A 21644-nucleotide genomic window follows, 5' to 3' on the forward strand; every position below is an offset into this window, starting at 1 on the left:
GATGCGATTGCGCATTCTCATCGGCGGTTTTCTTTTCACGAAGTACATAGCCAAACTAACAATTGCCTTACCCGCGTAGACCGCTATAGACTCGCGCCAACGGCTCATGGGGGGCCGTGAAGCGGATGGGGATCCGCTGTTCTGGGGACACGATCTGGGGAGATCATGGTGACGCGTCATCAGCGCTGCCGAGCGAGCATTCGGCCCATCTGGGGTCGTCTCGCGGCACCTTCTGAACGGTGCCATTCTGAACGGTGCCTGTCGCGTTCGCCGCGCCGTCGTCCCTGCCCACGCCCAGCGCAATCCCGCGCTCCCCCGGCGCGCGCACGAGATTCCGCACTGAACATCAGCGGATGCCGCTGGGGAGCCGCATCCGCACCGTGATCTGGGGTCACGGAAGACAGCACCGAGGGGTCGGTGCGTTGTCGAACACTCACCGCCCGTGGGCGGTGACACTGGGGAAAACTGGGGAAACAATGTCGCACTGGGGTTTGCGCACATCATCGGCTCGTGGAGCTTCGCAATGACGTCCGTAGAGGAAGTCCTGGAGCTGACCCGAGGCGGAACGGGCTTTCACACCCAAGCCGCTTCACGAGTCATGCGCGCGGTGTCCGACGTCGTCGTGGCACCGCGCGCAACATCCACGCTGGAGCAGCGTCTTCGGTGGGAGCGGCGCTATCGCACGCTTCTGCACATCACCGATGTCGGCACGATCGCGCTCGCGATCGGTCTGACCGTTGGCGTCGAGGTTCAGCTTGGGGCCGCACTCGTCGACAGCCTCCTGCACGCAGCCCTGCTGTGCGCGGTGTGGCTGGCGATGCTGAGCGGCACCCACACGCGCGACGCTGCTCTGTTCCGCCCCAGTGCGGCAGAGTATCGAGGCGTTGCGCACGCCACCGGCTTGGCATTCGGCATCCTCGCCTTGGGCGATGTGGTGCTGAGCCTGCATGGAATGCAGCTGCTCGTGCTCATCGCCGCCCCCCTCGGGCTGGGCATGCTGATGCTGAGCCGGTGGTCGTGGCGGCGTTGGCTCACCGTGCAGCGCGCCGAGGGAGCCTTCTCCTCGCGCACGCTGGTCATCGGCGACACCGACGACGTCGAATACGTGATCGAGAGCCTCGGTCGCAACAACTCCGCCGGCCTTCGGGTCGTTGGCGTCACGCTGCTCGACACCGACGAACACGAGCTGATCATCGGCGACGGCGCCTACCCGGTGCTGGGCGACCTCTCCTCGATCGGCGACGTCGCCCGCGATCTGGGCGCCGATACCATCGTCGTGGCCAGCCGCCCGCAGGGCGACGCCGAGTTCGTGCGCCGTCTGAGCTGGCAGCTCGAAGGCACGGCGGCCGAACTGGTGCTCTCGAGCCGGCTGACCGACGTCGCCGGCCCCCGGCTGTCGTTCGAGGCGCTCGACGGCCTGCCGCTGATCCGCATGCGGATCCCCACCTACTCGGGCGGGCAGCACATCGTCAAGCGCGCTCTCGATATGACGGTCGCCGCGTGCGCGCTCATCCCGATCGCCCTGGCCTACCCGGTGATCGCGCTGCTGATCAAGCTCGACTCGCCCGGCCCGATCTTCTTCTTCCAGGAGCGAATCGGGCGCGACGGCACGCCCTTCCGGATGGTGAAGTTCCGCTCGATGCATGTCGACGCCGAACAGCAGCTGGCCGCGCTGCGCGCCCAGAACGAGGGCGCGGGCGTGCTGTTCAAGATGAAGGACGACCCGCGCGTGACCCGGGTCGGTCGGGTGCTGCGCAAGCTCTCGCTCGACGAGCTGCCGCAGTTCTGGAACGTTCTCACCGGCGCCATGAGCGTTGTCGGCCCCCGGCCACCGCTGCCCAGCGAGGTCACCGGCTACGACGGCAACGTGTTCCGCCGACTGTACATCAAGCCCGGCATCACCGGACTGTGGCAGGTCTCCGGACGCAGCGACCTGACGTGGGACGAGAGCGTGCGGCTCGACCTGCGATACGTCGAGAACTGGTCGATCGTGAACGACCTGCAGATCATGTGGCGCACGGCGAAGGTGATGTTCGCACCGACAGGAGCATACTGATGTCTCTCATCGACCGCGTGAGCGGAAGCGTCTCGAGATCTCTGGTCACCGGCTTGCCGTCGGTCGACATCGACGGCACACCGGTGCACCTGGTCGACGGTGAGGACGCGTGCGGCCTCATCGCCGACGCGGCCGAGCACAGCACGTCGCGCCCGCTCGCCGTGGTGTCGATCAACCTCGACCACGTTCACCACTTCGGCCAGTCGCAGCTCAGGGCTCGGCACGCGCCGCCCCAGGCCGTCGACGACAGCGTGGAATGGCTGAACCTCATCGACGGCGCGCCCATCGCGCAGCACGTGCGGCGCGTCACCGGCATCCCGTGCCCGAAGCTGTCGGGCAGCGACCTCATCGGACCGGTGCTCGACGACGCCGCGAACCAGACGATGTCGGTCGGGGTGATCGGTGGCATGCCCGAGGTCACCGCCGAGCTCACCGCACGGTTCGCGGCCGACTGGCCTGGCATCCGCTTCGCCGGTCACTGGACCCCCGGTCGCGACGAGCTCGGCGACCCCGATGCGGCCGCACGGATCGCCGCGGAGATCCGCACCGCCCGCGTCGACATCCTCCTGGTGTGCCTGGGCAAGCCGCGGCAGGAGAGGTGGATCGCGCAGTGGGGCGCCGCCACCGGCGCCGGCGCGCTGCTGGCATTCGGCGCGGTCGTCGACTTCTTGGCGGGGCGCGTGTCGCGCGCCCCGTCATGGGTCTCGGACGCCGGCATGGAGTGGGCCTGGCGTCTGATGCTCGAACCGAGGCGGCTCGCCCGGCGGTACCTCATCGAAGGCCCGCCCGCCTACCTCGCCGTGCGACGGTCGGCGGCATGAGCCGCGCCCTCGAAGTCGCCTCAGCCCGGAAGATCGGAGTGATCATGCAGCCGACGCCGTCGCAGCGCGAGCACCAGCCACGCCAGCGCCGCGCCGACCAGGGCTCCGAGCGCGTTCGCGGCGATGTCTCGAGCACTCGACAGCCGCGCGGGCAGCACGAACTGCACGAGCTCGACCGAGACCGAGAGCAGCACGGCGAGCAGCACGCCCACCCACGCCCGGCGGAACAGCACGGTCAACAGAAAACCGAGCGGGATGAACAGCGCCACGTTCGCCGGCCCCTCGATCCAGCCCTGGCGGAAGTCGTGAAACCCGAGGTCTTCGCGAAACCAGGCCACCAGCGCTTCGAGGATCCGGCCCGGACCGACCGGAGACAGCAGCAGCACGCCGGCCGCGGCGACGTACGCACCGAGCGCCCACAGCGCCCACTTCTGACGACGAGTCGGCCGCGGCATGCGACGAGTCTGGCACAGGCCTCTCCGACGAGGACAGCCCCGGCAGAGCGCCCCTCGGCGATCGCACAGGCATCCGTCATCATCCCCGCTCACAACGAGGAGCGGGTGCTCGCCCGCACCCTCGGCCCGCTCGCAGCTCACGCCGCCCGAGGCGCGCTCGAGGTGATCGTCGTGTGCAACGCGTGCACCGACCGCTCGGCCGACGTGGCCCGGGGGTTCGCCGGGGTGACGGTGATCGAGACCGGCACCGCGTCGAAGCCGCACGCGCTGAACCTCGGCGACGCGCACGCCACGGCGTGGCCGCGGATCTACCTCGACGCCGACATCGTCGCAGCGCCGGAGAGCATCGGCGACACGGCAGCGGCTCTCGCCGAGGGCGCGTGGCTGGCGGCACGACCTCAGGCGCGATTCGTGACGACCGGCGCCGGGCCGATCGTGCGCGCGTACTACCGAGCCCGCTCTCGGGTGCCGTCGCTGAACAGCGCCATGTGGGGGGCCGGCGTGTACGCCCTCTCTGAGCAGGGGCATCGCCGTCTGGTGTCGTTTCCCGACGTGACTGGCGACGACCTCTGGGTCGACCGGCTCTTCACCCCCGCCGAGAAGACGGTGATCGGCACCACCCCGGTGGCGGTGCAGGTGCCCCGCACCCTCGGGGCGCTCATCGCGATCAGCCGGCGCAACGTGGCCGGAGCCCGCGAGCCCGGGCCCGACAGCGGGCAGATGCATGCTCCTTCTCGCGTCGTGCGTGAGCTCGCGGGCACAGTCCGCTCGCCGCTGAGCGCGGTGGATGCCCTGGTCTACGTCGGAGTCGCCCTGTGCGTCCGACTCACGCGCAGCAGCGCCCGACGATGGGAGCGCGATGACACTTCTCGCCGCTGACGACACCTCGGCCCGCATCGCCGCCATCATCGTCACCTACAACAGCGCCGCCACCCTCGGAGCTCTGCTCGCCTCACTCAACGCGAGCACGGTCGGCGTGCGCGTCATCATCGTCGACAACGGCTCGGCCGACGACACCCTCGCCGTAGCCGCCACCGAGCCGCGCGCCCTGGTCGTCGCGACCGGCGCCAACCTCGGCTACTCGGGTGGGATCAACGTCGGCCGGCAGCATGTCCGTCAGGGCGAGCACATCGCCATTCTCAACCCCGACCTCGTCGTCGACCCCGACACGCTGCAGGTGCTGCTCGAGGTGATCGACGGCGACCCCGCCGTGGGCATCGCCGCGCCGCAGCTGCGCGGTCTGCACGACGACGACCGGTTCGACAGTCTGCGCCGCGAACCCACCGTGCTGCGCGCGCTCGGCGACTCGGTGTTCGGCAACCGCTGGCGCTCGCGCCCCGCCTGGCTCGCCGAGACGCTGCGAACCGACGACGACTACGCGCGCGGGCGCGACGTCGCGTGGGCCGGAGGCGCGGCGCTGCTGATCTCCGCCGCCTGCGACCGCGCGGTCGGGGCGTGGGACTCGGCGACGTACTTCCTCTACTCGGAGGAGACCGACTACGCCCGTCGCGCCCGGGACGCAGGGTTCGTGGTGCGCTACGCGCCCGCGGCCGTGGCCCGGCACGAGGGGTCGGGATCGGGCCAGCCCGCGCCGCTCGTCGCGCTGATCTCGGTCAACCGCATCCGGTACTTCCAGCGGCTGCACGGGCCGGTGCGCACCAAGCTGTTCCGCATGGCGGTCGCCGTGCAGCACGCCATCCGTCCGCACGACCCGCGCCACCGCTTCTCGTTGCCGGTCGTGCTGAACCGGCGGCGGTGGACTGGTCTGCCTGCGGGCGACGCGACGCCCGCAGCTCTCCGAGCCCGCTCCGGCGCCAGCATCCGCTCCACCCCTCTCACCGCTGCGGAGGGACCATGACCGCGAAGGCCGTCACCGCGCCGCGCGTGATCACACTCAACTTCCACGGCATCGGCGAACCGGGTCGCGAGCTCGAACCGGGCGAGGAGCGGTTCTGGATCACGCCCGAGAACTACCACCGCATCCTCGACGTGGCGCTGGCGCACCGCCGGTACGTCGAGTTCACCTTCGATGACGGCAATGAGTCCGATCACAGCATCGGCCTGCCGGCCCTGCTCGAGCGGCGCGCACACGCCAGGTTCTTCATCATCACCGATCGCATCGACACCCCGGGCTCGCTCAGCTCCGCTCAGATCCTCGAGCTCGCCCAGGCGGGCATGGGCCTGGGCACGCACGGCGCGAGCCACCGGCCGTGGACCGAGCTCGCTCGCATCGGCGAGCTGCGCTGCGAGCTGCTCACCTCGACCGGCGCCCTGCAGCAGATCGTCGGCCGGCCCACTCGCCATGCCGCCTTTCCGCAGGGGCTGTACGACCGGGCCGTGCTGTCGGAGCTGCGCGCACACGACTTCCTGCGGGTGTACTCGGTCGACGAGGGATGGGCGCGCGCCGGGTCGTGGATGCGCACCCGGTACTCGGTCATCCGCACCGATACGGCAGAGAGCATCCGCAGACTGCTCGACTCCCCCAACCGAACCGCCGGCCGCTGGCCGATGCGGCCGATCAAACAGGCGGTGAAGAGATGGCGATGAGAAGCGGGAAGCCGGTGGTGCTGCTCGGTTTCGCTCAGGCGTTCGCCGCGATCGAGGCGGCGTGGTCGCTGCAGGACGCAGGCATGCAGGTGGTCGCCTTCGCGCGGCGCGGCAAGCGCAGCGCGCTCAGCCGCATGCGCGACGTGATCGTGCACGAGGTCACCCCGCCCGAGGTCAGCATCGAGCAGTGCCTGGCCGATCTGGCCGATCTGGTCGCGCAGGTGCAGCCAGACGGCATCCTGCCGCTCGACGACGCATCACTGTGGCTCACCTCCTGCCTCACCTACGATCGGGCGGAGCTGATCGGGCCCTCTCCGGATGCCGCTGCGCTCGCCCTCGACAAGCACGCGCAGGTGCAGGCCGCCCAGCTCGCCGGCATGCGCGTACCCCCCACCCGGCTGGTCCGCTCGGCGAGCGAGCTCGGGGAGCTCGAGTGGCCGGTCGTCGTCAAGCCCGCCGAGGCGGTGCGCGCAGAAGGCGACCGGCTCACCCGCCCTCGTGGCGTGATCGCGGCCGATCGTGCCGAGCTCGACGCAGCGCGCGACGGACTCGGCGACGGGCCGCTGCTGGTTCAGCCCTACATCACCGGCGTCGGCGAGGGCGTGTTCGGATACGTGAACGAGCACGGCGTCTCGGCGCTCAGCGCGCACCGACGGGTGCGGATGGTCAACCCGCACGGCTCGGCGTCGTCGGCGTGCACGTCGATCGACGTCGACCCCGACCTCGCCGTCTCGGTGCGCGAGCTGATCGCCGACCTGCAGTGGCGGGGGCTGTTCATGGTCGAGCTGCTGCGCGACGACGACGGCGTGCCCTGGTTCATGGAGTTCAACGGCCGCGCCTGGGGCAGCCTCGCACTGGCCAGGCGTCGTGGATTCGAGTACCCGGCCTGGGCCACGCAGCACGCCCTGGGCATGCCGCAGACGCCACCGCAGCCCACGGCACCCGCCTCGATCACCGCCCGGCATCTCGGCCGCGAGATCGCGCACCTGCTCTTCGTGCTGCGCGGCCCGCAGTCGCAGGCGGTCACCGCGTGGCCGGGGCGCGTGAGCACCGTGCGACAGCTCGCGCACATCTCACGCGACGACCGGCTGTACAACTGGAACCCGCGTCGACCCTCGGTGCTCGTCGGCGACACGATCGACACACTGCGCGATCTGGTGAGCGGGCGACGGAGGGCGGGATGAGCGTGCTGCGCCTGGCACCGCACGTGCACTCGTGCTTCTCGGACGACTCGGACTGGGAGCTGTCACGACTCGTGCGGGTGCTGGTCAGGGCAGGCTACGACGGCGCCCTGGTCTGCGATCACGACCGCACGATGGATGCCGACCTCTGGGCACGCGTGCAGCACGAGTGCGACCGGCTCGGCGACCGGACCGGCTTTCTGCTCGTGCCGGGGATCGAGTACCAGGACCCCGATCACGTCGTGCACATGCCGGTGTTCGGCCGCGCGCCGTTCTACGGCCGCTCCCCTGTCATCGACGACCTCGTGCGCGAGGCCCGTGCCGACGGCGCGGCAGCGATCTTCGCCCACCCCCTCCGCCGCGATGCGTGGCAGCGCTTCGACCCCGCATGGTCGGAGCACCTGAGCGGCATGGAGGTGTGGAACCGGAAATACGACGGTGTACGGCCGAACGGATGGGCGCTGCAGCAGACGCAGCAGCACCGGCTCGCCGCCACCGTCGCCCTCGACTGGCACGGCACCCGACAGCTGTACCCCCTCGCGCTGCGGGTGCCGTCGCCTCAACACGGCAGCAACCGCGAGCGCGGCGACGCCGTCGTCGCCGGGATGCTCGCCGGCCGGATGCGCGCCACAGCCTTCGGCGTCGACGTGCAGCGCTTCTCGCACGGACTGCTGGGGCAGTCGTCTCGCCGGTTCGAATCGGCGCGCCAGTGGATGGCGCCGCGCGTGCGGCGCGTGGAGAACCTGCTCAGGAGGGCATCATGACCGCTGTCGATCACCTGGTGCTGACCAGGTTCAACCTGCCCACGCCCGGGCCCGAAAGCCTGGTGCGCGCCCAGGAGGGCTGGCTGCAGAACCGCGTCGCACTGTTCGAGCGGCACACGGTGCCCACCATGCGTGCGCAGTCGCAGACCGCGTTCACCTGGATCATCTACTTCGATCCGCAGTCACCCGACTGGCTTCTCGAGCGCATGCGCCCGCTCGTCGACGAGGGGCTCTTCGTGCCGATCTACCGCGAGCGCGTGGACTGGACCGACGTCGTCGCCGACGCTCGCGCCACGTTCGGCGACACGCACGGCGACCTGTTGCTGACCACCAACCTCGACAACGACGACGCCGTCTCGATCGACTTCATCGAGCGGCTGCAGCAGGCCGCCCGCCGGCATCCGGATCACGCGATCTACCTCCGCACCGGACTGATCCTGCAGGGCGACGCGCTGTACCTGCGCGACGACCCCGAGAACGCGTTCTGCAGCGTCAGCGAGCGGTGGGACGCGCCGATCACCGCCTGGCGCGACTGGCACAACCTGCTGCACGATCACCTGCCGGTGGCGAGCCTGCCCGGCGCCCCGGCGTGGCTGCAGGTGATCCACGGACAGAACGTGAGCAACCGGGTGCGCGGGGTGCGCACCGATGCGGCGCAGCATCGGGACGCGTTCCCCGGGCAGCTCGACGGCATCGCCGATGCTCAGGCGGGTCGGCTGTGGCTCGACCGGTCGGTGATGCATCCGCTGCGCGAGCTGCGTGACTCCGGGCGCTCGATCGGCAAGCGCATGATCCTGCGCGTCGGCGGCAAGCAGTCGCTCGACCGGGTCAAGCAGGTCGTCCGCCGGCTCGGCTGACGGACGCCGGGAGGCTCAGCGCACCGCTGCCGACGCCCGGCGCGGCGTGCCGGCCGGACCGAGCAGTCGCTCGCGCAGACGACGCGCAGGCGGGGAGGCGGGGAACTGCTGCGCATCAGCGCGGCCGATGGTGCGCACCGCGCCGCACAGGCCGATGCAGAGGAAGAGCAGCCCTGCGGCGATCGGGAACGACAGCCCGTCGAAGAACGCGAACAGCAGCCCGGCCGTGGCGACGGATGCGGCGAGCGAGCGCCCCATCAGCCGGGTGTCGTCGACTGCGGCGCCGCGCCCGGCCGTCGTCCCGCTCCAGATCGCCGCGGCGAACAGAGCGGCGAAGGCGAGGGTGCCGATCACGCCCGTCTCTATCAGGATGCCCAGCCACTGGTTGTCGAAGATGAAGTACCTCGGCAGCAGCGTGCCCACCCCCACCCCGATCAGTGGCGAGGCGCTGAGGAAGCCCGGCGCCATCTCCAGCCCCACCTGGCGCGACAGGGTGCTCGTGTCGGTACCCACACCGGCGAACATGCCCACGAGCGTGCCGTACAGTCCCGGCGTGACCATCATCACCGCGCCGCCCAGAAGCACGCCGCCGCCGATGATCACGATGCGGAAGTGCTTGGGCAGCGCCGGAATCATCAGCACGATCGCCACGCCGAATCCGATCAGCGTCGACCGCGACACGGCGAGGAACGACGCGGCAGCGAGCAGTCCTAGAAAGAGCCACCAGCGCAGCCGCTGGGACTCCTGCCGATGACTCACCCGCAGCGTCGCCACGGCCAGCGCCAGCGGTACGGCGATCGACAGCGCCGTGCCGTACTCCAGCGGGTGCGTCGCCGTGCCGGATGACCTCAGGAACGTGCCGCGCGTCTCGACCCCGCCCACCGACTCCGAGAACCCGGGCAGCGCAGTGAACGGCTCGAGGAAGCTCTGGCCGGTCACGAACTGCACGATGCCGAGCGCGGCCAGAAGCGCACACGCGATCACGATGCGCTGCACCATCACCAGCAGCTCGTTCATCGAGCGGATGCCGTCGATGGCCACCAGCACGACGCCACTCCATGAGAGCAGCCTCAGCACGGCGGAGATCGCCGGGCTGACCTGATCGGCGGGCTGCCCGCGCAGCAGTGCGACAGCGAAGCCGACGAGCACGACGACCAGCAGCACCGCCAGCGCGATGCGCACCGGCTGACGCACGGGATCGAGGTCGATGCTCGGCGACTGCACCCGCGTGAAACCCCACCAGAGGAACAGGAAGATCCCCCACAGGAACTGGGGTCGCCCATACGCACCGAGGGCGCTGAGGGCGAGGTTAGACGGCAGAGCGACCAGCAGCACGAGGTACACGGTCAGCATGGTCACCGCCGACACCCCGCGCCGGCTGCGCATGCCACGGTGCGTGCTGGCCGAGATCGGGATCGGGACCGCCGCCTGCGCCTCTCGGCTCACGGCACCCTCGCCGCCGGCTCGGGAAGACGATCATCCTGCGCGTCCTCAGCTGTGTCGGCGGAGTGCTCGTCATCATCGTCGAGGTCGTCGTCCTCCCGAACGCCCTCCACTGCCGTACCCGCCTCGTCCTCGGCCACCACGAGTGCCGGCGGCACCCGGCGCCTGCGGCCGCGGCGACGAGAGCGCGACCGCGCGAGACCGTCGATGAGGGCGACCAGCAGCAGAGTCAGCACGCCGACACCCACCGCCGCTCCACCCGCGGCGACCATCCGGTTCTTCATGCCGACGACGCCCTTCTCGTCCTGGGTGAGGGTGACCAGAGTGATCCGCTCGTCGTCGGGAATGCCCTCGGTGCTCTGGATCTCACGCAGCGTCGTGTCGGTCAGCGTCACCAGCTCGTCGACTGCCCGCCCGGCGTCCGCGTCGCTCTCGGAGACAGCGGTGATCAGCAGCACCGGACCCGAACTGAGCGGGTCACGGGTGACGGTGATCTCGGCATCCGGATACGTCTCGGTCACATCGGCGAGCACGTCCGGCGATCCCATCTTGCGCGTCAGCACGTCGGCCGCCTGCGAGAGACCCCCCACGTAGAGGAAGGGATTCGCGTCTTCGGGGATGGTTCCCGGCCCGGGCAGCATGAGCTGCGTGGCGGTGCGCGTGTAGTCGACCTTGACGACGGTCCAGGCCCCGTACGCAGCCGCCACGGCGATCAGCAGACCGGCGACGAGTACGTACCAGCGCCTGCGCAGCGCGCCCATCATGTCGGCGATGTTCATGCTCTCGCTGCCCCTTCCATCGCGCGTTCTGTGCGCGCCGTCGAACGTCTCGTGCCCACGTGCTCCGCACGGGGGCGTCGGCGAGTGCTGCCGAGGCTGCCGCGGATCCCGCCTCGGCCGGTGCGCCAGGTGAGCACCAGACCGCTCAGGATGGCTCCGGCGGCGCCGAGCGCGAGCAGGGCGAGCAGCTGTGCGGCACGGCTGGGGGCGACCTGCTCGATGTCCAGTGAGAGCGGCTCGACCTCGTATTGCACCCGGGCGTCGGTGTCGATGCCGATCGCCTTCTGCTGGGCATCCGCGGCGGCGAACACTCGCTCGACGGTGAGCTGCTGCTGCTGACGCACCCAGTCGCGGGTGGGTCCGACGATGTCGATCGCGACCTCGGCGATGCGGTACGACACCGACCACTGCCCGCCGACGTCCGGCACGCCCACGAACACCCCCTGACGCACGCCGATTCCGTACGGCTGCGCATCCGCGTCCGAGTAGCGCACGCGAGAGGTGTTCTGATCGACCTCACTGGCCACGGTCGCGGCGAACGTGATGATGCCGGGCTCGGTCGACCCGCCCTCGTCGAGCGCGGCACCGGTGGGCACCGTGAACGCGATCATCGTGCGCGTCGTGTACAGACCCGACGACGACAGCAGCTGCCAGCCCGCGACGATCGTCGCCACTGCGATGAGGGCGACGATGAGCCATCGTCGCCGCAGCGTCCCCTGCATATCGCGCATGACCACGCGATCCCCTTCCCCAACTCAGACAGTCCCCACTGGTGCTTTGAGTTGAGAGCAGCTCGTCGCCGAGCTTCCCCTGTCCGACGATCGTATCAACGCGCGCTCCGCGGCGACACCCCCGACGCTCGACGCCGGTGCTCGGGCGTGCTTCACTGGTGGCGGGGAGTGTCCGTTCGATCTGGGGAGCATCGGGCAATGAGGCGACGAGACGTCGGAAGATGCACGGCGGCGATCCTTGCGCTCGCCGCCGGGACGGTGGTGGCGGCGTGCACGCCGGTGCCTCACGAGCGCGAGCTCCCGGTCGCCTCGGGGACTGCGCCGCCGCCTGGGGCGTCACCGGTGCTCGACCTGCCGCGCGTGCCGTGGGAGGGAGGGCCTGAGTACTGGTCGCAGTTCGCGGATGCCGTGGACTGGACCGACCCGTCGTTCTTCCCCATCGTGCTCTGGTTCAACGGGATCAGCAACGACGGCGAGGTGCGCTGGGACAAACAGCACGGCATCAACACCTACGCCGGCATGTGGGAGGGCACCGACTTCGCACTGTTCCCCCGCAACGACGTCTACTGGATCGGCGAGGGCCTCAACGACACCTTCGACGCGGATTCACCGCACTGGCCGGGAGTCTTTCTCGATGACGAGGTCGACGGGCGCTACTCCCCCGCCGAAGGCCTGGCGCTGCTGCGGGGCCTGCAGAGCGAGCACGGCGGGGCCGACAAGTTCACCTGGGCCAACTTCACGCAGCTCGTCATCGGCGAGGACCTCGACGTGCCGGTGCAGGAGCAGTATGTGAGCATCCCGGATGTCGTCTCGGTAGACATGTACTGGTACACGATCCCGTTCTGCGACTGGCGGCCCTACCGGGGCGACTACTACGTAGACCCCGTACCAGAGCAGACCTGTCGCACGGCCTCGAGCTACGGCCGCACCCTCAGCGGATTGAGCGTGCGCGACGAATCCGACGGACGGCTCCGCCCGCGCTGGGGAGTGATCGAGAACCTCAACGGCCTGTCCGGCGCAGACCACGTCCGCTACATCTCGCCGGCCCAGCTCCAGGGCGCCGCGATGAACTCGATCATCAACGAGGCGCGGGGGCTGCTCTGGTTCAACCAGTCCTTCACCGGCGAGTGCGAGAGCTCTGGCGTCGTCCGTCAGGCGCAGATCGAAGGCGACGACTTCTGCGGCGTCGAACAGGTGCGGGCCATGGGAGAGGTCAACCAGCTCATCCACGACCTCGCGCCGATCATCAACACCCAGTCGTACGTGTGGAACTTCGGCGAGGGGCTCGACACGATGCTGAAGGCGCATGACGGGCACGCCTACGTGTTCGCCATGACCGACGGCGGCACCGGCCGGCGCAGTCTCACTCTGCCCGAGGGCGTCGGCGGCGCACGTGCGGAGGTCGTCGGCGAGGATCGGGAGATCGCGGTGACCGGCGGGGTCCTCACCGACGACTTCGCCGCGGAATCCAGCTTCCACATCTACCGGATCGCGCTCTGACCCGGTTCTGCGGCCGTCATGCTCGCGGCGGCTGCTCATCCTCTAGATTGAAGATCGCGACGGCGATTCCGTCCGCAGGAAAGGGTTTCGACCAATGTGGCGAAAGCTCATCGGCAAGTCCCCACGACAGGTGGCGCAGCGCGCCGTGCAACGCGTCGCACGTCGGCTCGACGTCGACGAACTCGCCTTCCCCCTGCTCGACGGCGATCTCGCCGACTCGCAGGTCGGGCCCGCGGCCGACCGGGATCTCCCCGGCCCCGTCGCGGCTGCGACCGCACCGCGAGGCGACGGGCGACGTGTCGCCTGGCTGGCATATCCCCCGCAATCGGGCTCGGGAGGGCACACCACCCTGTTCCGGATGATGGAGGCGTGCCGGGCTGCGGGGTTCGAGAACACGCTGCTGCTGTACAACCGCTACGGCAATGACCTCGCCGAGAGCGCCGCCACCGTGCGCCGTGCCTGGCCATGGCTGCAGTGCGACATCGCCTTCGTGCCCGAGCGGATCGAGGGCTTCGATGCGGTGGTCGCCTCGGCCTGGTCGACTGCGCACGTCGCCGTCACGCGCACCGCGCCGGGCACACGGGGGCTCTACTTCGCTCAGGATTTCGAGCCGTTCTTCTATCCCCGCGGCGGTGAGTACGCGATGGCTGAAGACAGCTACCGCCTGGGGCTGCGCATCGTCTCGCTGGGCGCCATGGTGCGCGACAGCATCCGCGAGCACACCGGCGTGGAATCGACCATGATCCCGTTCGGGGTCGACCGTGAGGTGTACCACGCTCTGCCCGGCGCACGCCGCAGGTCGGGCGTGCTGTTCTACGCCAAGCGCGGCAACGACCGACGCGGGTATCGCCTGGCGATCCTCGCCCTGCGCGAGTTCCACCGCCGGCACCCCGACGAGCCCATTCACGTCTACGGCGACATGGCGGGCGACCTCGACGTGCCGGTCATCGACCACGGCAGCCTGCGTCCGTCAGAGCTCAACGAGCTGTACAACAGCGTGGTGACCGGCCTTGCACTGTCGTTCACGAACATCTCACTCGTCGCCGAGGAGATGCTCGCAGCGGGAGCGGTGCCGGTCGTCAACGATTCACCGCTCGCCCGGGCCGACCTGTCGAACCCGCACGCGCTCTGGGCGCCCGCCACGCCGGCGGGGCTGGCCGGTGCGTTGGGGGCGGCGGTGTCACGGCTCGACCGCGACGCTCACGCCGAGCAGGTCGCGCACAGCGTGAGCACCCTCTCGTGGAACGAGACGGGTGCGCGCTTCGCCGGCATCCTCACCGCCGAGCTGGACTCCCAGCGCTGACGCCACCCCGCCGCTGTCGCGGTCGCCGGTCACCCGGGCGAGCCGAGGTAGGCCTCCAGTTCGGCCAGACCGACGTTCTCGGTCGCCGACGACGTGGAGCCCACGGTGAAGCGCACCGAGGTGACCGACCGTGCCGGGAAGGTGACGATGGTCGCCGAGCCGTCGTTGTTCAACGCGGGCACGGCCACCGTCGAGCCGTCCGAGAAGCGCAGCGTGCCTCCCGTCACCCGATCGGCCGGGTTGGGACGGTCGTACAGGTGGATGCGGTCGATCTGCACCGCTGCCGGCCATGAGAGATCCAACCATGCGCCGGCGCGTTCGCCGTTCGACGACCACTCCGCCGTGCCGTTGGCCGGCCATCCCGAGATCACCGCGTCGATGGCGCGGGTGGCCCCCTGCCCGGCCGCCTGCGACGACGCCATGATGTTCGCATTGCGGGCGACATTCGGGCCGGAGTACGGCGCGGGCCCTGCCGTCGGCGTCGGTTCGGGAGCCGGCGGCGGTGGCGGCGGGGGCGGCGTCGGATCGCCGTCGTACGCCTCGAACTCCGCCAGCCCCGCGTTCTCGGTGGCCGACGAGGTCGTTCGCACCGTGAAGCGCAGCGTCGTGGTGGACCGCGCGGGGAAGGTGACGACCGTCGCCGAGCCGTCGTTGTTCAGCGCCGGCACATCGACAGTCGACCCGTCCGAGAACAGCAGCGTTCCGCCCTGGATGTGATCGGCCGGGTTCGGCCGGTCGAAGAGGCGCACCCGGTCGATCTGCTGCGCGCTCGACCACGACAGCTCGGCCCACGCGCCCGCCCGCTGTCCGTTCGACGACCACTCGGCACCGGCGTTGGCCGGCCACCCCGAGATCACGCCATCGATCGCGGCGGTGACCGGCTGCCCCGTCGCCTGGGTGGACGCCGCGATGCGCGCGTTGCGTGCGAGGTCGGGTCCGTCATACGGAGCGGGCCCTGCCACCGGCTCCGTGCCCGGCTGCGGGACCGCTGCGGGATCGCCGTGGTAGACCTCGAACTCGGCGAGACCCGCGTTCTCGGTCGCCCCCGACGTCGAGCCGACGGTGAAGCGCACGGTCGTGGTCGACCGCGCGGGGAACGTCACGACCGTCGCCGAGCCGTCGTTGTTCAGAGCGGGCACGGCGACCGTCGTCCCGTCCGAGAAGCGCAGCGTTCCGCCCTGGATGTGGTCGGCCGGGTTGGGCCTGTCGTACAGACGCACCCTGTCGACCTGCTGTGCGCTCGCCCACGTCAGTGCGATCCAGGCGCCGGCGCGCTGACCGTTCGACGACCATTCCGCACCACCGTTCGCCGGCCACCCCGAGATCACGGCATCGATGGCCGCCGTCGCCGCCTGTCCTGGCGCCTGGGAGGACGCCGCCACACCGGCGTTGCGCGCGATGTTCGGCCCTGAATACGGCGCGGGGCCGGGAACCGGAGTCGGCTCGGGGGCAGGCTCGGGATCGGGATCGGGTGCTTGGGCGGGATCGCCGTCGTACGCTTCGAACTCGGCGAGCCCGACGTTCTGCGTGGTCGACGACACCGCGGTCGCGATGAAGCGCACCGAGGTGACGGTGCGCGCCGGGAACGTCACGACGGTCGCCGAGCCGTCGTTGTTCAGCGCGGGCACGGTCACGTTCGAACCGTCGGAGAACCGCAGCGTCCCACCCTGCACGTGGTCGGAGGGATTGGGCCGGTCGTACAGGTGCACGCGATCGATCGGCTGCCCGGCCGACCAGTGCAGTTCGATCCACGCGCCGGTGCGCTGCCCGTCAGACGACCACTCCGCGAGACCGTTCGCCGGCCAGCCGCTGATGACCGCGTCGATCGCGCGGGTCGCGCCCTGGCCCGCCGCCTCGGACGATGCCGCGATGGTGGCGTTGCGGGCGACGTTCGGCCCGGCATAGGGAGCAGGTCCCGCCACGGGCGTCGGCCCCGGCTCCTCCACCTGAGCCGGATCACCGTGATACACCTCGAACTCGGCGAGGCCGACGTTCTGCGTGGTCGACGACACCGCCGTCGCGGTGAACCTCACCGAGGTCACGGTGCGCGGTGCGAAGGTCACCACGGTCGCGGTGCCGGCGTTGTTCAGTGCGGGCACGTCGACCGTCGAACCGTCGGAGAAGCGCAGTGTTCCCGCCGTCACCTGGTCGGCGGAATTGGGACGGTCATACAGCTGCACCCGATCGATCAGCTGGCCGGTCGACCAGGTGACGCTGATCCATGCCCCGGTGCGCTGTCCGAGCGACACCCATTCCGCGCCGCCGTTGCCCGGGTAGCCCCCGACGACGCCATCGATGGCACGGACGGCCTCCTGGCCGGCGGTCTGCGTCGAGGCCTGCACCTTGGCGTTGCGCGCCAGGTCGGGCCCGGAGTACGGCGCCGGACCGGCGACGGGCAGCACGTCGGCGACGAGCGGCGCGCGGTACTGCCGCTCGGTCCAGTCCGCGACGACCCCACTGGGGCATCCGTCGCCGGAATTGCAGAGGTCGGGATCGTGCGCGGCGTAGCTCTGCAGCGTCTCGATCTTGCTCGTCAGGTCGGCGCCGCTCACGTTCGGTGCCTGCGAGACCACCCCGTAGTCCTGGTACGAGCGCACCTCTCCGGTGAATCCGAACAGCGCCTGCAGGGCGATCGTGCTGCCCGCCGTGTGGTCGGAGTGGTTGTCCTGCCCGGGGCGGGCATCCTGCGTGCGGATCACCTGCGGCTGCACCTGCGATACGACGGCCGCGAGCGTGTCGATGAGCTGCGGCAGCGTGTACGTCTGCGACGCGTCCAGCGCCGAGATCGACGGGATCGCGCCCGTCCAGAGCCTCATCAACGACTGATTGCCCGTGCCGGTCGTGCCATTGCCCTGTATCCCGCCGTCGGGAAGCCGGAGGTAGATGAAGGTCGCTCTTCCGCTGCTGAGCGATGCTGTGGGCAGCGACCTGCCGGCGTAGGTGCGATTCTGCATCTGCCACGCCGTGTCGGGGGCCAGCCCCAGCATGTGCGCGTACGCGGCGCGCGGCCCCGCTTCGCGTTCCTGCCAGTAGCTGGTGGACATCCCCGCGTCGCCTGCGGTGAGGAAGAGGGTGGTGATGCACGCACCGGCGTCGAAGTCGTGCTGCAGGTCGGGATTCATGAACAGCAGGTCGTCGTCCTGATGGGCGACGATCGTCAGAGCTCTGCTCGTACACGCGTCGGCTGCCTGCGCAGGCAACGCGGCCAGACTCGTGAGCGTCGCGGCCATCACGGTGACGACGGCCGCCGAAAGCGCCCTCGCCAGTCTTCCCCTTGTTCTGAACACGTCAGATCCCCAGTGCGTGTCGACATCCGCCTCACAGCGGATGATCCCCATAAGACAGTCACCCCAGATGACTGCTGGCACTGACTCTAGTCGTAGCGCCTCTCGCGCACAATGAGATCCATGCTGGCGACGACCGCGCCGGTCGCCTACCCTTTCCCTATCACTGGGGGTGATCATCGTGGCCAAGCCCTACGCTCTGTGCGCCGTCATCGCCGCGTTCGGTGCCATGCTGATCGGCTGCACGGCATCGGCGGGCGCGCCCGCGCCCTCCCCGCCTGCGCCCTCCTCGCCTGCGCACACCGACACGGCGTCGCCGGCTCCGGCCTCCCCGACCGCCGCCGCCGAAGCGCCACCGCTGAGTCCCGAGGCCCTCGAGCGGGTCGACGAGCAGCGCATCTTCTTCGCCCACCGCTCGGTGGGCGAAGACATCGTGACGATGGGCATGCCCCAGGTCTTCAGCCGCTACGGAGTCGCACCGCTGCGCGTCGTCGACGGTCTGCCCGACGGTGCGGGGTCGCTGGGCGACCACTGGCTGGATCAGACCGACGATCCCGCCACCAAGCTCGACGACTTCGAGGCGTGGATCCGCGATGAGGGTGTGCCGGCGCATGCCGACATCGCGGTCATGAAGCTCGGCTATGTCGATGTGACCGCCGAGACCGACGTGCCGGCTCTCTTCGACGCCTACCGTTCGATGATGCAGGAGCTCGAGAGCGCGTACCCCGAACTCGCGTTCCTGCACGTGACCGTGTCGGTGACCGACTGGGTTCCAGAGAACAACGCCGCGATCGAACGGTACAACCAGCTGATGCGCGGGGAGTACGGGGCCGACGGGCGGCTCTTCGATCTCGCCGCGACGATCTCGACGTGCTCGGACGGCGAAGCGAGACTCGACATCACCGAGGCCGGCGAGACGTACCGTCGGATCTGCCCCGAGTACACGAGGGACGGCGGTCACCTGAACGAGCGTGGCGCCGAGGTGGCCGCGGAGGAGTTCCTGCGCCGGCTCGCCGCGATCAGCGGCTGAGCCGACGAGCTGTCTCGCCTTCGTCCGCCGGTGCGACCGACGCTGCCGCTCGCACGTCGGACAGCCCGTGCCCCGCGACGTCACGCAGCACACGCGCATGCGCAGACAGCATCGTCTCGAGCGCGAACACCTCCGGCAGCACCGCGGGTGGTCTCGACGTGCGCGCCGCCTGACGGTTCAGAGCGTCGGCGAGGAGGGCGCGATTGCTCTGATGATGACGGCGTCGCTCCCGTGCGACGGCTCGGTGCGAGACGTCGCGACTCGCGCGCGGCACCACTTCGCCCACCCGCGGATCGGACGCGATCAGCTGCCCTGCGAAGCCGACGTCGGAGAGCACCACGGGCACGCCCGCCGCGACCGCCTCCAGGGCCACCAGCGGCCCGCCCTCGGCGAACGAGTCCAACGCGAAGAGATCGGCCGCTGCCAGCAGTGCCTCGGGATCGGAGTCGGCGAGCAGGTGCACCCGATGCCCGAGCGGATGCCGGCGGCGCACGGCATCCGCTCGGCGCACCTCGAGCCAGCTCTCGGGAGCTCCGGCGACGACCAGACGCAGTCGCGGGTCTCTCTGTGCCGCGAGCAGAAGGGCGTCGACCAGCCCCGCCGCGTTCTTCTGGTCGCTGTAGCGCTGCAGCCCGACGACGAGCACGTCGTCGTCGGCGAGCGGCGTGCCGATGGCGGCCGACACCCTCGCGCGTGCCTCGACGCGGGCCGGCCGCGGGCGCGCAGCGGAGCCGGGAATGCCGTTGACGACGACGTGGATGTCGCGCGGGCCGAGACGGGCGACGAAGAAATCCCGCACTGCGGCGCTCACCGCGATGCTGGGCCCCGCGTGCGCGGTGAATTCTGCGAGCGCCCGCCAGGCCCGACGGTTCAGGTACGCCTCCATCGCGTGGAACACGACGACGCTCCGGTGCGCATACGGAGTGAGCGCGGCGAGCATGCCCGGTTCGAGGCGGTGCAGCTGGATCACGTCGGGGTCGCGGCCTCGCACGTGCTCAGCCAGCATCTCGGCAGGCACCACCGCGACGCGCCCACCGCGAGCACGGATGTCGTCGGCGCAGCGCCCGCCCGACGTGCAGACGACCTCCACGTCGACCCCCTGCGACGCGAGCCCGAGCGCGAGCGCGACGACGACCGCCTCCACGCCGCCCGTGTCCAACGCGCCGGCCACGATCATGCAGGTCGTATCGGACGCCTCAGCCGCGTGCGGGTCCGCCTCGGGGCACGCCGACGCATCGGGCCGCGCGACCCCGGCCGCCGGCCCGGCCGCAGGCTCGGCCGCCAGCCCGTCCCGTGGCACGCTCGGCAGCCCGCCGGGGAGGCGCAGCATGTCCATCGCGCGTCGCCAGTGTCCGAAACGGTATCGGGGCGGGATGACGTCGGTGATGACCGTCAGCGCCTGCAGCACGACACCGGGCACACCTCCGCGCATCCGGGTCTCACGACGCTCCGGCCGGCGACGCTCAGGCCGCGCCGCGCACAAAACGAAGCTCCCTTCGTCCCCATGTCCACATCGCGGCACCGTAGACCGCCACGGCGGCGAGGCCGCCGACCAGCAGCGCGACGATCGGCTCGTCGATGAGCATCCTCGTCACGGCGGCGACCGCGATCGCCGGCACCGCACCGAGCGTGGGGGCGAGGGCGTCACGCAGCACCTGGCGGATGCGCACGCCGGATGCGCGCAGCACGATCAGGTGCAGCGGCAGGATGACGATCACCGAGACCGCGACGTGCACCCAGGCCGCTCCTTCGATGCCGTAGTCGGGGATCGTCATGATCATCCCCGCGGTGAGCAGCACGATCCAGACGACCTGGATGTAGAGCACGGGCCGTGACCGGCCCTGCGCATAGAGAAAGCCCGTGGCGATGTCGAACACCACGCGCAGCGCGCCGTAGATGCCCAGTGCTGCCAGCACCGGCGCGGCCGGCAGCCATCGTTCGCCGTAGAGCACTCTGATGACCGGTGCGCTCAGCGCCGCGAGAAGTCCGCAGGTGGGCAGTGCGAGCGCCCAGCCGATCGCCATGAGCTTCGAGACGGCGCGACCGGCGTCGTCGGCGCGCGAGAAGTACGGCAGCGAGATCGAGCGCACGACCTGCGAGAGCGCGGTCATCGGCCAGCTCGCTATGTTGAACGCCAGCGTGTAGAAGCCCAGCGCCGTCACGCCTGCCATGCGCGCGAGCACGATGTTGTCGACGTTGAGCAGCGCCCAGGCGATGAGGTTCGCGGTGGCGATCGGCAGACCGAACGCCAGGATCGGGCGCAGCCGCTCGCGGTCGAGCCCGAAGCGGGGCCGCACCCCTGCGACCACGAACTGCAGGATCGATGCGATCAGCTGAGCGCTGACACGCCCGATCGCGAGCCCGACCACCCCGAACCCGAGGGCGACCAGCGTGAGAGTCACACCGGTGTAGACGACGAAATCGACGACCCCGATCCAGAACAGCTCCCGCTGCTGGAAGCCGCGCAGCATCATGGCGTAGGGCACGATGCTCACCCCCGCCAAGAACAGTGTCAGCGAGAGGATCGCCAGCGCCGGGGCGGCTTTCGCGCTGCCCAGCAGCTCCGCGAGCCCGGTGCTGGTCACCATCGTCAGAGTGGTGGTCACCACCCCGGTGATCAACCCGAGCGTCGCGATCGTCGGCGCGATCCTCTCTGGCTCCTCGCTGCGCACCAGATCCGACGACAGGCCCAGATCGGCCACGGTCATGACGATCGACTGCACCGCCAGCGCGATCGCGAAGACGCCGAACTGCTCGGGTGTGAGGATGCGGGCGAGGATGATCCCCACCACCAGGCTGCCGGCTCGTAGCACGATCGAGCTCACACCGCTCCAGGCCGCCCCGCGGACCGCCCTGGTGCGCAGCGAGCGATCGTCGCTCACCGTGCTCCGAC

18 protein-coding genes are annotated in these 21644 nt (G+C 70.2%); 11 read left to right on the top strand and 7 right to left on the bottom strand.

Annotated elements, in window-relative coordinates:
* Positions 1-598 precede the first annotated feature (598 nt).
* Positions 599-2056, top strand: coding sequence for a sugar transferase (locus V2S04_RS06370; protein ID WP_413637634.1), 1458 nt, complete (start codon positions 599-601; stop codon positions 2054-2056).
* Positions 2056-2877: a WecB/TagA/CpsF family glycosyltransferase gene (locus V2S04_RS06375; protein WP_413637635.1), complete on the top strand. Its 822-nt coding sequence runs from the start codon at positions 2056-2058 to the stop codon at positions 2875-2877. Before V2S04_RS06370 ends, V2S04_RS06375 begins: the two co-directional genes overlap by 1 nt.
* 20 nt (positions 2878-2897) lie before the next feature.
* On the opposite strand, the gene V2S04_RS06380 is transcribed toward V2S04_RS06375, so the two are convergent.
* Positions 2898-3332 (bottom strand): VanZ family protein, encoded by a 435-nt coding sequence (locus V2S04_RS06380; RefSeq protein ID WP_413637637.1) that lies wholly within the window; start codon positions 3330-3332, stop codon positions 2898-2900.
* Between the two features lie 81 nt (positions 3333-3413).
* Here V2S04_RS06380 and V2S04_RS06385 point away from each other — a divergent pair, with 81 nt between their 5' ends.
* The 6 genes from V2S04_RS06385 to V2S04_RS06410 are packed head-to-tail and all read left to right on the top strand — an operon-like array spanning position 3414 to position 8681.
* On the top strand, positions 3414-4211 hold the full coding sequence (locus V2S04_RS06385; protein ID WP_413638113.1) for a glycosyltransferase: 798 nt from the start codon (positions 3414-3416) through the stop codon (positions 4209-4211).
* Complete coding sequence (locus tag V2S04_RS06390; protein WP_413637639.1) at positions 4192-5190, top strand: glycosyltransferase family 2 protein; 999 nt, start codon at positions 4192-4194, stop codon at positions 5188-5190. Before V2S04_RS06385 ends, V2S04_RS06390 begins: the two co-directional genes overlap by 20 nt.
* The gene (locus V2S04_RS06395) at positions 5187-5879 is read left to right on the top strand and encodes a polysaccharide deacetylase family protein (protein ID WP_413637641.1); all 693 of its coding nucleotides are present in this window, start codon (positions 5187-5189) and stop codon (positions 5877-5879) included. The genes V2S04_RS06390 and V2S04_RS06395 overlap by 4 nt, the downstream gene beginning before the upstream one ends.
* A complete protein-coding gene (locus tag V2S04_RS06400) occupies positions 5876-7063 on the top strand; it encodes an ATP-grasp domain-containing protein (protein ID WP_413637643.1) in 1188 nt (395 codons plus the stop codon). The genes V2S04_RS06395 and V2S04_RS06400 overlap by 4 nt, the downstream gene beginning before the upstream one ends.
* A complete protein-coding gene (locus V2S04_RS06405; protein WP_413637645.1) occupies positions 7060-7824 on the top strand; it encodes a PHP domain-containing protein in 765 nt (254 codons plus the stop codon). Before V2S04_RS06400 ends, V2S04_RS06405 begins: the two co-directional genes overlap by 4 nt.
* Positions 7821-8681, top strand: coding sequence for a glycosyltransferase (locus V2S04_RS06410; protein ID WP_413637647.1), 861 nt, complete (start codon positions 7821-7823; stop codon positions 8679-8681). The genes V2S04_RS06405 and V2S04_RS06410 overlap by 4 nt, the downstream gene beginning before the upstream one ends.
* A gap of 15 nt (positions 8682-8696) precedes the next feature.
* Here the strand turns inward: V2S04_RS06410 and V2S04_RS06415 are convergent, their stop codons facing one another.
* The 3 genes from V2S04_RS06415 to V2S04_RS06425 are packed head-to-tail and all read right to left on the bottom strand — an operon-like array spanning position 8697 to position 11640.
* Entirely contained in the window at positions 8697-10127 is a 1431-nt protein-coding gene (locus tag V2S04_RS06415) for an O-antigen ligase family protein (RefSeq protein WP_413637648.1), read from the bottom strand.
* Positions 10124-10903 (bottom strand): hypothetical protein, encoded by a 780-nt coding sequence (locus V2S04_RS06420; RefSeq protein WP_413637650.1) that lies wholly within the window; start codon positions 10901-10903, stop codon positions 10124-10126. The genes V2S04_RS06415 and V2S04_RS06420 overlap by 4 nt, the downstream gene beginning before the upstream one ends.
* On the bottom strand, positions 10900-11640 hold the full coding sequence (locus V2S04_RS06425; protein ID WP_413637652.1) for a hypothetical protein: 741 nt from the start codon (positions 11638-11640) through the stop codon (positions 10900-10902). Before V2S04_RS06425 ends, V2S04_RS06420 begins: the two co-directional genes overlap by 4 nt.
* Positions 11641-11832: 192 nt before the next feature.
* Here V2S04_RS06425 and V2S04_RS06430 point away from each other — a divergent pair, with 192 nt between their 5' ends.
* Together V2S04_RS06430 and V2S04_RS06435 are read left to right on the top strand one after the other, a co-directional pair.
* Positions 11833-13134, top strand: a complete 1302-nt coding sequence (locus tag V2S04_RS06430; RefSeq protein WP_413637654.1) for a hypothetical protein — start codon at positions 11833-11835, stop codon at positions 13132-13134.
* Positions 13135-13228: 94 nt separating this feature from the next.
* Positions 13229-14437 (top strand): glycosyltransferase family 1 protein, encoded by a 1209-nt coding sequence (locus V2S04_RS06435; RefSeq protein WP_413637656.1) that lies wholly within the window; start codon positions 13229-13231, stop codon positions 14435-14437.
* 29 nt (positions 14438-14466) lie between these two features.
* Here V2S04_RS06435 and V2S04_RS06440 read toward each other — a convergent pair whose 3' ends face one another.
* Positions 14467-17724, bottom strand: a complete 3258-nt coding sequence (locus V2S04_RS06440) for a PIG-L family deacetylase (protein WP_413637658.1) — start codon at positions 17722-17724, stop codon at positions 14467-14469.
* A gap of 178 nt (positions 17725-17902) precedes the next feature.
* Here V2S04_RS06440 and V2S04_RS06445 point away from each other — a divergent pair, with 178 nt between their 5' ends.
* Complete coding sequence (locus V2S04_RS06445) at positions 17903-18751, top strand: hypothetical protein (protein ID WP_413637659.1); 849 nt, start codon at positions 17903-17905, stop codon at positions 18749-18751.
* Here the strand turns inward: V2S04_RS06445 and V2S04_RS06450 are convergent.
* Together V2S04_RS06450 and V2S04_RS06455 are read right to left on the bottom strand one after the other, a co-directional pair.
* Positions 18741-20183, bottom strand: coding sequence for a glycosyltransferase family 4 protein (locus V2S04_RS06450; RefSeq protein ID WP_413637660.1), 1443 nt, complete (start codon positions 20181-20183; stop codon positions 18741-18743). The two genes, V2S04_RS06445 and V2S04_RS06450, sit on opposite strands and share 11 nt — an antisense overlap.
* Before the next feature lie 31 nt (positions 20184-20214).
* Positions 20215-21633 carry a lipopolysaccharide biosynthesis protein gene (locus tag V2S04_RS06455; RefSeq protein ID WP_413637662.1) on the bottom strand — a complete coding sequence of 473 codons (1419 nt, stop codon included), beginning with the start codon at positions 21631-21633 and terminating at the stop codon, positions 20215-20217.
* Between the last annotated feature and the right edge of the window lie 11 nt (positions 21634-21644).

Source organism: Microbacterium sp. OR21 (genome assembly GCF_047306785.1).
Lineage (GTDB): Bacteria > Actinomycetota > Actinomycetes > Actinomycetales > Microbacteriaceae > Microbacterium > Microbacterium esteraromaticum_E.